Raw genomic sequence first — 11191 nt, 5'->3', positions numbered from 1 at the left:
ACAGGTACTCGCCGGTAACTTAGCGCGACGACCGGACCGAACCTGAGCGGTTTGACCGCCACTCCTACCGTCACCACCATGAACGGACGCCCTGTCGCGGTCGCCACGAGCATGATCGTTGTCGGGACAGCCGGCCTGGTCATCGGTGCGGTCGCCCTCGTCTCCGGCACCAACTGGCCGATGGTGGGACTGGTGGCCCTCGGCGTACTGCTGGTCGTGCTCGGCGCGGCCCTGCTGCGGCAGACGAACCGCGCGGCCCGCCGGCGCCGTTCACACACCGACGGCGCCGGGTACGGCCTCTACGCCGGGCCGACCGGGGACGTCGGCAGCGGTTGGCACGCAGACCGCCAGCGGGACGGCGACCACGACCACTCCGACGGTACGGAACCGGTCGGCGGCAGCACCGACTCGGGCGGCGGCTGGTCCGGCTGGGGCTGGTCCAGCGGTGACTCCGGCGGAGGCTCATCCGGTGGGGGCTGGTCCGGCGGTGACTCCGGCGGGGGCTGGTCCGGCGGCGGCGACTCTGGTGGCGGTGGCGGCAGCTCCTGACCGCGCCCTGCGGCAGAATGCGACGTATGCGCAGCGACGTGATCACCGTCCAGACCGGGTCCCGGCCGACCGTCCGGGACATCACCGCGGAGGCCCAACAGTTCGTCTCCGGCGAAAGCGACGGCCTGCTGCACGTCTTCGTGCCGCACGCCACCGCCGGCCTGGCGATCATCGAGACCGGGTCGGGCTCCGACGACGACCTGCTCAGCGCGCTGGGCGACCTGCTCCCCGCCGAGGACCGCTGGCGACACCGACACGGCTCACCCGGCCACGGCCGCGACCACGTGCTGCCGGCGTTCATCCCGCCGTACGCCACCCTGCCGGTGCTCGGCGGCCAGCTCGCGCTCGGCACCTGGCAGTCGATCTGTCTCGTCGACACCAACGGCGACAACCCGACCCGCCAGGTCCGCTTCTCCTTCCTCCCCGCCTAACCGCCCGCCGGCGGGCGGTTAGCCCCGCGCTCGCCCTCCGCCGCGCGCCCCAGGCGCCGCGCCTGCAAGATCGTGCTCGATCCTGGATGTAGTGGGGTTTGGCGTGCGGAAGGCCACTAAATCCAGGATTTTGCGCGCGGCGGAGGGCCGTCGCCCCCGTCTGGCGGCTGATCGGCACCTCGCGCAGTCCGTCGCCTTGTCAAGATCCGCGCAACATCAGGGAAACTGCTGCCTGAACCCGTGCTGAGGCAGCAGTTTCCCTGATGTTGCGTGGGCAGCGGCTTACGTGGACTCGGCGAGGCGGGGTGGCGGGCTGGGGCGGGGCGGGGCTGCGAAGTGACGGGCCGAGCGGGGGCCGGGCTGCGGACCGGTGTGGTCGGGCCCTGCCCGTCCGGTCGGTGTGCCCGGCCCTGATCGCGGAGCTGGCCGGACGGGTGTGCTGCGTACGATGTGGTCGTGACGCGGCAGGTGGGTTCCGCAGTGGGCAAGCCGGTGGATCGGGCCGGTCTCGCCGTCGATGTGGTGCGGCGGATGGCGCACGTCACCGACGCGCTGCGGCACCGGCAGGGCTCCGCGTTCGCCGAGTTGGGGCTCACCCCGGCGGCGGCCCGGGCACTGCAGGAGTTGGACCCGGACCACCCCCTGCCGGCCCGGGATCTCGCCGGTCAGCTGGGTTGCGACCGGTCGAACGTGACGGTGCTGGTCGACAAGCTGGAGCAGGCTGGGCTGGTCGAGCGCCGCACCGACCCGACGGACCGGCGGCAGAAGACGCTGCTGGTGACCGGGGAGGGGCGGGTCGTGCGGGCCCGGGTGATCGAGGTGATGTCCGACTCCCGACTCCTGTCCGGGCTGACTGACGAGGAGCTGAACACCCTTCGTGAGCTGGTCTGGAAGGTGTCCGACGGCGGTTGTCCGGAGTCCTGCGGGCCGGAGTGAGCGCAACCCTGCCGGCCGTGTCCCACTGGGCGAGCAGGGCTTCCGTCGGTAATGCTGTCCGACGTGACCACCCCGCAAGATCTCGACGACCGGTTCCGGGAGACGCTGGCGGCGCTGCCCGCCGCCGAGCGGCGGCGTGACCCCGCCGACCCGGTCACCGACGACGCCCCACTGACCGGCGCACAGGTGCTGGACCTGTTCGACGCGCAGGTGACCAGCCGGCAGCTCGACCTGGCCGGGCGCTGGTTGCGCAGTTTCGGGGAGGGTTTCTACACGATCGGCTCGGCGGGGCACGAGGGCAACGCCGCGGTCGCCGCCGCGCTGCGTCCCACCGATCCGGCGTTGCTGCACTACCGCTCGGGCGCCTTCTACTGCCTTCGTGCCGCCCAGGCCGCCGCCGACCCGGCGCTGACCCCCGACCGGGGGCAGACCGCCGACCCGGCGCGGACCCTCGAAGCGGCACGGTCCGCCGACGCGGCGCGGACCGTCGAAGCGGCACGGTCCGCCGACGCGGCGCGGACCGACTCAGCGCGGATCGCCGACGCGGCGCGGACCGACTCAGCGCGGATCGCCGACGCGGCGCGGACCGACTCAGCGCGGATCGCCGACGCGGCGCGGACCGCCGACTCCGAGCCGACCGTCCACGGCGCATCGGCTCACGAACCCGAGTCGACCGCGGATCCGCGGGCGTCGGAGCCGTCCGGGACCGAGCCGACCTCGACGACCGGGGCCACCACCGGGTTCGCGGCGTACGCCGACGCGGCCCGGGACGTGCTGCGCGGGATGGTCGCCTCCAGCCTCGAGCCGGTCGCCGGGGGCCGGCACAAGGTGTTCGGACGGGCGGATCTGGCCATCGTGCCGACCACCTCCACCATCGCCTCGCACCTGCCCCGCGCGGTCGGGATGGGACTGGCCGTGGAGCGGCTACGCCGGTTGGACAGCGTCGGGCGGCGTACCGGGGCCGGGGTGCGGGTGGGTAGCGGCGCGGGCGCGGCGCACGCCCCCTGGCCACCGGACGCGATAGTGGTCTGCTCCTTCGGCGACGCCTCGGTCAACCACGCCAGCGCCACCGCCGCCTTCAACACCGCCGGATGGTACGACCACGCCGGGCTGCGGATCCCGGTGCTCTTCGTCTGCGAGGACAACGGGTTGGGCATCAGCGTCCGCTCGCCGGAGGGTTGGGTCGAGGCGACCCTGCGGGCCAAGCCGGGCATCCGCTACTTCAGCGCGGACGGGGCCGACCCGGTGGGGACGTACGCGGTGGCGGCGGAGGCGGCGGCCTGGGTACGCCGCAACCGGCGGCCGGCGGTGCTGCACCTGCGCACCGTACGGCTGATGGGGCACGCCGGGGCGGATGCTGAGTCGGCGTACCGGAGCCCGGCCGAGCTGGCCGAGGACCTGGACCGGGACCCGGTGGCCGCCACCGCGCGGCTGCTTGTCGACGCCGGCGTGGCGACCGGCGAGGAGCTGTTGGCCCGGTACGACGAGACCGGCTGGCAGGTACGTCGGCTGGCCGAGGAGGTGCTGGGCGAGCCGAAGCTGGCGTCCGCGGCCGACGTGGTGTCGGCGCTGGCACCTCGCCGTCCGGTGCGGGTGGCGCGGGCGGTGGCCGACGCCGCGGCGCGGGCCAGCGGGCCGGGCGCGGGCGCGCGGGAAGAGGCGTTCGGTGGCAAGCCGCCGGAGCTGGCCGGGCCGATGACGCTGGCGCAGAGCATCAACGCCGCACTCGCCGACGGGATGCTCGACCACCCGCAGATGGCGGTCTTCGGTGAGGACGTGGCCGCCAAGGGCGGTGTGTACGGGGTGACGAAGGGGCTGCGTGACCGTTTCGGGGCGGCCCGGGTCTTCGACACCCTCCTCGACGAGACGTCGGTGCTCGGGCTGGGCCTCGGTGCCGGGCTGGCCGGGATGCTGCCGGTGCCGGAGATCCAGTACCTGGCGTACCTGCACAACGCCGAGGACCAACTGCGCGGTGAGGCGGCCACGATGCGGTTCTTCTCGCAGGGGGCGTTCCGCAACCCGATGGTGGTGCGGGTGGCGGGCCTGGCGTACCAGGAGGGGTTCGGCGGGCACTTCCACAACGACAACTCGGTGGCCGTACTCCGGGATGTGCCCGGTCTGGTGGTCGCGGTGCCGGCGCGGCCGGACGATGCCGCGCCCATGCTGCGAACCTGTCTGGCGAGCGCGGCGGTGGACGGCAGTGTCTGCGTGTTCCTGGAGCCGATCGCGCTCTACCACACCCGCGACCTGTACGCGGAGGGTGACGGTGAGTGGTTGGCCGGCTATCCGGAGCCGGGCGGGTGGGTGGCCGGGCACGTGCCGATCGGCCGGGCCCGGGTCTACCGGGTCGGCTCGGCGGACGACCTCACCATCATCACCTTCGGTAACGGAGTGCGGATGTCGCTGCGGGCCGCGGCCGTCCTCGCCGAGGAGGGGGTGGGCACCCGCGTGGTGGATCTGCGGTGGCTGGCCCCACTGCCGGTGGCGGACATCATCCGGGAGTCCTCGGCGACCGGTCGGGTGCTGGTCGTGGACGAGACGCGCCGCTCCGGCGGGGTCGGCGAGGGCGTGATCGCCGCGCTGGTCGACGCCGGATATGTCGGAGCCGCACGTCGAGTGGCCGGAGTTGACTCGTTTGTACCATTAGGTCCGGCAGCACGTCACGTACTGGTCTCCGCGGAAGCCATTACCGACGGTGCCCGTACGCTGCTGGCACGGTAAATTCCGTTCCACCCGGTGCGCCACTTGCGCGCAGACCAACAACTGTGTGGACTTTGCCTGACGGCGTCGCCGACGCCGCGAGCAGGGACGAGATGAGGAGGCACGCGACAGTGAGCGCGACCGCTGGTCAGGCCGCCGACGGGGTACGCAGCCTGGCGGACCGGTTCGGAATCGAACCGGGGATGGTCGTCATGGAGATGGGGTACGACGACGACGTCGACCAGGATCTCCGAGACGCCCTGACCGACCGCTGTGGAGATCTGGTCGACGAGGACACCGACGAGGTGGTCGACGCCGTGCTGGTGTGGTACCGCGACGGCGACGGTGACCTCTTCGAGCTGCTCGTCGATGCCCTCGGCCCGCTGGCCGACAACGGCGTCGTGTGGCTGCTCACCCCGAAGGCGGGGCGCGAGGGGCACGTCGAGCCGAGCGAGGTCGCGGAGTCCGCGCCCACCGCCGGCCTGCAGCAGACCTCGACCGTCAACGCCGGCCGGGACTGGAGCGGCGCACGTCTGGTGCTGCGTCGAGGAGCCAAGGCCAAGAAGTAGCCACCGCCGCTCCGCTGACCCGACGGTCCGCCCACCGCCGGGTTGCAGGCTGCGCCGTTCACCCGGCTCGACGCGAGGAGAGTTCGCATGCCCATCGAGGTTGGTACCGAAGCGCCGGACTTCGTACTCAAGGACCAGAACAACCAGGAGGTCCGACTCTCGGACTTCCGGGGCAGGCGCACCGTGCTGCTGGTCTTCTACCCGCTCGCCTTCACTGGCACCTGCCAGGGCGAGTTGGGCGAGGTGCGCGACAACCTCGGCGACTACGTGAACGACGACGTCCAGGTGCTGACCGTCAGCGTCGACTCGGCCTACAGCCACAAGATCTGGGCCGACCGTGAGGGCTACCAGTTCCCCATGCTGGCCGACTTCTGGCCGCACGGCGCCGTCGCCCAGGCGTACGGGGTCTTCAACGACGTGGCCGGCTTCGCCAACCGGGGCACCTTCGTCATCGACAGGACCGGCGTGGTCCGGTTCGCCGAGATGAACGGCCCGGGCGAGGCCCGCGACCAGCAGGGCTGGCGCAAGGCCATCGCCGAAGCGACCACCTGACCGGGGTACGCCGTGCGCCCGGGTCGGTGGTGGGCAGGTAAGCTTGCCAGCCACCGGCCCGCCACAGGGCGATCCGGGCGCGTAGCTCAGTGGGAGAGCACTCGCCTTACAAGCGAGGGGTCGCAGGTTCGAAACCTGCCGCGCCCACCGTTCACCATCAGCCGAAACCGCCCCGAGAAGATCAGCTCTCGGGGCGGCGACAGCAGCGAGGCGACGGTATGCCGCAGGTCGTGCAGCCGGATGTCAGGCAGCCGGCTTTCTCCCGAAGGCCGGCGAAGTGCGGGTTGAGGTTGCGCGGCTCCATCGGCGTGCCGACCTCGGAGGGGAAGACCAGGCCGTGGGCCGGCAGCCGGCCGGGGCGCGGCGGCCGTCGCACCGCCGCGCCGTAGTGCGAGTCAGCGCCGGCCGTGGTGGGGATGCGGCGCGGAGGATGCGGGGCCGCCCCTCCGACCTCAAGGGTGCTTCGCATCGCTGCGCGACCGCCCTGCGGGCCGCCCTTGACTCCGGAGCCTCTGCGACCCCTCAGGGCCGGCGTCGCCGGCAGGCGAGGGCCTGCCCTGGGTTACAGGCGCCGCATCCCACCACGGCCCTGTCGCGCCTTGCGGACGTCAACCCGCGCTTGGCCCTCAGTCGTCGTAAAGCTCAGGTCGCCACAACAGATCTTCTCTGCGATCCACGCTTGGCGGAGCCTGGAACCTTCGGTGGTCTCATAGCCGGCGGGATCGCTTCCTGGTCAGGCGGTGCCATAGTCGCTGAATGCCCTCGAAGAGGTGGATGCAGATCCAGAGAAGGGCCAGCCATGCTGCACCGGTGACTAGGCCGAGGCACATGAGGCGGCCAATCAGACTCACCGGCGGCCCCTCGATGGCGGCAGGACAAAGGATCGACTAGCAGGCACGAGCATGATCGTGTCACGACACCGACTGAGTGACGACGCGGGCGAGCAGGTCCGGACGTCGGTGGACGATGACGGACTGCTTCGCCAGGACGGGTAGAGGGGGACAGGTGGTGCCGCCACGGTCATTCGTTCACACCGAAGAGGTCAGTCCCGGCCCGTCGTGTCGGCGTACCTGGCGCGCCGGGTCAAGCTCCTAACCCCGAGTGTCAGTGATCGCAGCCTCAATGCGCAGCCCGATTCCTGTCAGGACAAGGAGGCCCGCAATGACATGCGTTTCGGCCTGCCCGGAGTCGCTCGCCATGGTGAGCACGGAGGCTAGGAGACCGCCGGCTATTGCCATCGTTCCAAGTACACGCTTGCTGGCAGCTCGCTGAGATCGAAGGTCCACGGCGTGACCGTACCCGGGAGGCTTTGCGTCGAGACCAGCTCACTCGGCACCGGTCCAGAGTGATCATGAAGATGTGCGGCCATGGGCCCGGACGTCTGGAGGCCGCTCGACGGCAGAGCCGAGCGAGCAAGGCGTTCATGGTCGCAGACCCTGTCGACACTGCCTGTGGGTGCACGAGTCCGGGCACGCGTGCTCGTGACGATGCCGTTTGGTGTCTTCGCCGACATCGAAGGTCAGCCCGATGCGCTGGCTCTGATGGAGCTCACCACGCTCCCGAGCGGCAGCCAACTTCCGGCCGGTGGTGTCTGGCTCGATGCGGTTGTCGTCGACTTCGCTTGTCACAACCAGCAGGTGAGGCTTCGGCCGGCGGAACTCGAAACCTGGAGTGAGTGACCATCGGGGTGAAGAAGGTGGGACGCCCCTGGACGACAGCGGACGTGAGAGCCAGCGCCTAACCCCGATCCGGCCAGGTGGAGACGCCTTGATTGTTGCCTGGGGGTCAAGGGGTCGCGGGTTGACATCCATAGGAGCATCGGGATGGCAACAGCTTGCCGCTGGCCTTTCGATCTGTGGTCAGCCAGCATGGCAGTATCTCGGGCCGTGACTGAAGCCGAGCAGGTTCCGCATCGCGATGATCGTGCGTGGCCGCGTGGAGCGGGGCCAATCTCCCTAGTCGTTGGCCTGGCCGCGATCGCTTTCGGAGTCGCAGTGACCGCAAGCTCTGCACGGGCCCTTACATCGGCGCTGTGTCTGCTCGCGGGTTTGCTGATCGGATCGTCATTGATAGTCGTCGGGATGCAGCGATGGCTTTCCGGCAAGGGGATTCCGGCAGGGCTCGGCATCACTTCGGCAGTCGTTGCCGTGGCCGCCTGGATTTTCTTCAAAGTGACCGGCATGGCTGGCGGGGGAGGCGCACTCTTTGCTGGACTACTGGGCGGCCTTTTTCTCGCCAACGTCTGGGCCATCCAGGCTGCGAGGGCGAACCGTCGACGGTGATGGCATGGCTGACACAGCGTCCAAGCACGCCCGATCCGTGCGCGATACAGCGGTGAGCAACGGTTAACGTCAGCAGATGCGACACTGCAACCAGCCGGGACGAGGACAGTCGCCCCGCAGACGAGCGTGAACTCTCGTCCGAGGTCGCGTACGCAAGCAGATGTCGCCGGACAGTGCGCCCAGAATATAGGCGAGAGGTCGCAGGTTCGAAACCAGCCGCGCCCACAACCTTGACCAGCAAGTGACGAGGGTCGCCGGATACCCGGCGACTTTCGTGGCGGTGGGCCCGCACAGCGAGCCGGCGTGGGCTGCCCCGGCGGGACATGCGCGCATCGGTAGTGGGCTTGGGTGTGGCCCGCGACGCGCGAGCCGACGTACGCGCCTTGGCCAGAGCCTTGGCGGCAATCTGACACGAAGAATCCTCGGTGGCACCCGTACGGTAAAAAGACAGGCTCTAGTGGGACCGAATCTAGCGATACCCGAGCGGGTCCAGCATGGAGAGAGGGTTCCAGATATGGCGCTGGTGTCGTGTCGTGAATGTGGCCACAGAGTGGCGGATAGCGCGCCAAACTGCCCCAACTGCGGTGTGGTCTCGCCCGGCGGTCAAGCACGGCTTGAGGTCCGGAGAGTGGCACGCGTACAAGGGAAATGGGTGCCATTGGCGGTGTGGATCGACTCCGACCACGTGGGAAATCTCGGCGGCGGCGAGAGCGTCACTCGCCTGGTCACACCGGGCCTTCATCGCATCCGTTGTCAATTGCAGCAGGGCCACCTCCAGGCAGGAGAGCAGGAGGTCGACGTTCCGGCCGGCCGCCACCTCGTGGTCACCGTGGCCACCAGCCGGTGGAATGGGAAGCCCAGCTTCACGCCGGAGTTGGCCTGAAAACACCAGGTCGCTCAGGCCGGTTGGTGATCCGTCCACGACTGAACCGACTTCTTCCTCATCCGCAGAGCGGACCCGAGGACACCGACGCAGCTCATCGCGGGGCAGACCCACCAGTCCCCCGGGTCTGGCCCGCCCTTCTGAGTAAAGGCCAGCACGGCCCACACGAGGCCGAGAAGATATCCACCGAAAACACCGAGCAGCGGTGCCCAGTGTTGATCCCCATGCTTCGGCGCTCGCGACGGAACAAGGTACAGGCAGCCGGCGGCCGCAATGAGGCCGAAAATGCCCGACCACTGCAAGAGTTCCCTGAGCCCGCCTCCCTGGTCCGGCGAGAACTGAGAGCCGGCCCAAATCTGGGTAACAAATGAGGCCGCCAGGTAGAGGATGCTCCAGGCCACCGCCATCCGTAGCGTGGCCTGCACTTTGAACGACCCGAGCCTGAACTGGTCGTGCGAGCGGTCCAGTAAGACTGAGGTCACACTTACCGCATCTCGCCCGAAACTCCACCAGGCCCACAGGGTGCTCACTACCAGAAATGTTGAGACCACCAAGGAGGGGGAGCCGAACAATAGCCCCAAAAACCACTCAATAACAGAGTCAGGCGTTGGCGGCTCACTCATTTTCGAAGTGTGTCACGCCCAACTGCCGTGAGATAGGGGCCGAGACCGGCCGTCCTGATCGGCCGGTTGCGAGCCTGACGTGATCAGGTGATGAAAAGTAGGTCAGCAAGGCGCCCGGCACCTATTTCTCATCACTTGATCACGTCAACCAGGAAGGCGTCGGCGCCCAGTGGGCGGGACCGAAGCGGTGACGCCATGATGGGCGGGTGCAGGACACCGTCGCCGTCGCGCTGATCACCTCTCTGTCCACCCTGGCCGCCGCCGCCCTGACCGGGCTGGTCGGCGCGCTCAGTACCCGTCGGCAACTGGCCCACCAGCTCACCGTCGCCCGGCAGGAGAGCGTCGAGCGCCGGGCGACGCGTCGGCACGAGCTGCGGCGGGACGCGTACGTCCGGTTCCTGAGCGCCTGCGACCAGGCGTACCGGCAGTTGGACCGGCGGTGGCTGGACGTCGGCGGGGGTGAGCCGGTGCCCGGCTACGACGAGGCGTACGCGGCGATGCGGGCCGTGGACGAGGCGTACAACCTGGTGTTGCTGGAGGGCCCGACGGAGGTCGCGGCGGCCGGCCGGGCCGTGTTGACAAGCCTCACCACCGAGTACGCCGACCAGCGCCGGTTCGGTGACGAGCCGGGCGACGGGAGCGCGCCGCTGCGCGACCGGCACCGGGAGCGCTGGCTCGCGGCGATCGAGGTACGGACGAATCGGCGGATCTTGTTCGTCGACGCGGTACGCCCGGTGTTGGATCCGGACGCCGCTCAGTAGCCGGTGGCGGGCACACGCTGCCTCCCGCCCAAGAGATGGTTGAGGCCGGGCGGCACCGGATGGCGCGGCGACGCCGCCCGGGTTCCTCAGCTCGTGAAGCCGCCGTCCACGTTGACCACCGCACCGGTCACGTAGCTGGCCTCGGGGCTGGCCAGGTGCGCGACGGTGGCCGCGATGTCGGCGGGGCGGGCGTACCGGCCGACGGCGGTGAATCCGCTTATCGCCGCCGCGTTCGGTCCGTCGGCCGGGTTGGCGTCGGTGTCCGTCGGCCCGGGGTTGACCAGGTTGACGGTGATGGCCCGTGGGCCCAGCTCACGGGCCAGGCCCCAGGTCAGCCCGACCAGAGCGGTCTTGCTCATCGCGTAGAGCGTCAGCCCGGGAAAGACCGCCCGTTCACCGACGTTGCTGCCGATGCTGATGATCCGTCCGCCGTCGCCCAGGTGCCGCAGGGCCGCCCGCGCGGCGACGTACGGTGCCCGGACGTTTACCGCGATCGTCTGCTCCAGCTCCGCCGGGCCGAGTTCGTCCAGGGCGCCGACCAGGAACACCGCGGCGTTGTTCACCAGGATGTCCAGCCGACCCAGTTCGGCGGCCGCCCGGTCGACCGCGCCCTGCACGGCGGCGGGGTCGGCGCCGTCCGCCTGGATCGCCAGCGCCCTCCGGCCCAGCGCCTCGATCTGCTTCACCACGATCGCGGCCCGCTCGGCGTCCTGCCGGTAGGTAAGCGCCACGTCGGCCCCGTCCTGGCCAGGCGCAGTGCGATGCCGGCTCCGATGCCCCGGGAGCCCCCGGTCACCAGGGCGACCTTGTCGTTGAGTGTCGTCGTCATGCGAACGATCATCTGGCCGTGCCGATGTCCTGTCTGGCGGTCATCGGACGCCTCGCTTCGACCGCCAGGTCCGATC

Annotated in this window: 11 protein-coding genes, 1 tRNA gene and 2 pseudogenes; 12 read left to right on the top strand and 2 right to left on the bottom strand. The window is 70.0% G+C overall.

Annotated elements, in window-relative coordinates; all coding sequences use genetic code 11:
- The first annotated feature begins 78 nt into the window (after positions 1–78).
- From ACFYL6_RS16420 to ACFYL6_RS16370, 11 genes and pseudogenes are all read left to right on the top strand, one after another.
- Positions 79–549 (top strand): hypothetical protein, encoded by a 471-nt coding sequence (locus ACFYL6_RS16420; RefSeq protein ID WP_387171888.1) that lies wholly within the window; start codon positions 79–81, stop codon positions 547–549.
- 26 nt (positions 550–575) lie between these two features.
- The gene (locus ACFYL6_RS16415) at positions 576–980 is read left to right on the top strand and encodes a YjbQ family protein (protein ID WP_387171886.1); all 405 of its coding nucleotides are present in this window, start codon (positions 576–578) and stop codon (positions 978–980) included.
- Positions 981–1511: 531 nt separating this feature from the next.
- Entirely contained in the window at positions 1512–1916 is a 405-nt protein-coding gene (locus ACFYL6_RS16410; protein ID WP_387172247.1) for a MarR family winged helix-turn-helix transcriptional regulator, read from the top strand.
- A gap of 51 nt (positions 1917–1967) precedes the next feature.
- Positions 1968–2859, top strand: a pseudogene (locus tag ACFYL6_RS16405) (transketolase); the annotation flags it as partial.
- Positions 2832–4637: a thiamine pyrophosphate-dependent enzyme gene (locus tag ACFYL6_RS16400; protein ID WP_387172245.1), complete on the top strand. Its 1806-nt coding sequence runs from the start codon at positions 2832–2834 to the stop codon at positions 4635–4637. The pseudogene ACFYL6_RS16405 and the gene ACFYL6_RS16400, both read left to right, overlap by 28 nt.
- 110 nt (positions 4638–4747) lie before the next feature.
- Positions 4748–5185 (top strand): DUF3052 domain-containing protein, encoded by a 438-nt coding sequence (locus tag ACFYL6_RS16395; RefSeq protein ID WP_030330240.1) that lies wholly within the window; start codon positions 4748–4750, stop codon positions 5183–5185.
- A gap of 87 nt (positions 5186–5272) precedes the next feature.
- Complete coding sequence (locus ACFYL6_RS16390; RefSeq protein WP_387171884.1) at positions 5273–5737, top strand: peroxiredoxin; 465 nt, start codon at positions 5273–5275, stop codon at positions 5735–5737.
- A 75-nt stretch (positions 5738–5812) separates the two neighbouring features.
- Positions 5813–5884 (top strand) — tRNA-Val (locus ACFYL6_RS16385).
- A gap of 1328 nt (positions 5885–7212) precedes the next feature.
- Positions 7213–7416, top strand: a complete 204-nt coding sequence (locus tag ACFYL6_RS16380; RefSeq protein ID WP_387171882.1) for a hypothetical protein — start codon at positions 7213–7215, stop codon at positions 7414–7416.
- Between the two features lie 207 nt (positions 7417–7623).
- The gene (locus tag ACFYL6_RS16375; RefSeq protein ID WP_387171880.1) at positions 7624–8019 is read left to right on the top strand and encodes a hypothetical protein; all 396 of its coding nucleotides are present in this window, start codon (positions 7624–7626) and stop codon (positions 8017–8019) included.
- A 628-nt stretch (positions 8020–8647) separates the two neighbouring features.
- The gene (locus tag ACFYL6_RS16370) at positions 8648–8902 is read left to right on the top strand and encodes a hypothetical protein (RefSeq protein ID WP_387171878.1); all 255 of its coding nucleotides are present in this window, start codon (positions 8648–8650) and stop codon (positions 8900–8902) included.
- A gap of 14 nt (positions 8903–8916) precedes the next feature.
- Here ACFYL6_RS16370 and ACFYL6_RS16365 read toward each other — a convergent pair whose 3' ends face one another.
- Complete coding sequence (locus ACFYL6_RS16365) at positions 8917–9525, bottom strand: hypothetical protein (protein ID WP_387171876.1); 609 nt, start codon at positions 9523–9525, stop codon at positions 8917–8919.
- Between the two features lie 206 nt (positions 9526–9731).
- Between ACFYL6_RS16365 and ACFYL6_RS16360 the strand changes: the two genes are divergently transcribed.
- Positions 9732–10286 (top strand): hypothetical protein, encoded by a 555-nt coding sequence (locus ACFYL6_RS16360; protein WP_387171874.1) that lies wholly within the window; start codon positions 9732–9734, stop codon positions 10284–10286.
- A gap of 86 nt (positions 10287–10372) precedes the next feature.
- Here ACFYL6_RS16360 and ACFYL6_RS16355 read toward each other — a convergent pair.
- Positions 10373–11115, bottom strand: a pseudogene (locus ACFYL6_RS16355) (SDR family NAD(P)-dependent oxidoreductase).
- Positions 11116–11191 lie beyond the last annotated feature (76 nt).

Source organism: Micromonospora sp. NPDC007208 (assembly GCF_042869175.1).
Taxonomy (GTDB): Bacteria; Actinomycetota; Actinomycetes; order Mycobacteriales; family Micromonosporaceae; genus Micromonospora; species Micromonospora foliorum.
Note: the sequence above shows the minus strand (reverse complement) of the source record. Positions and strands in the feature narration are given on the sequence as shown.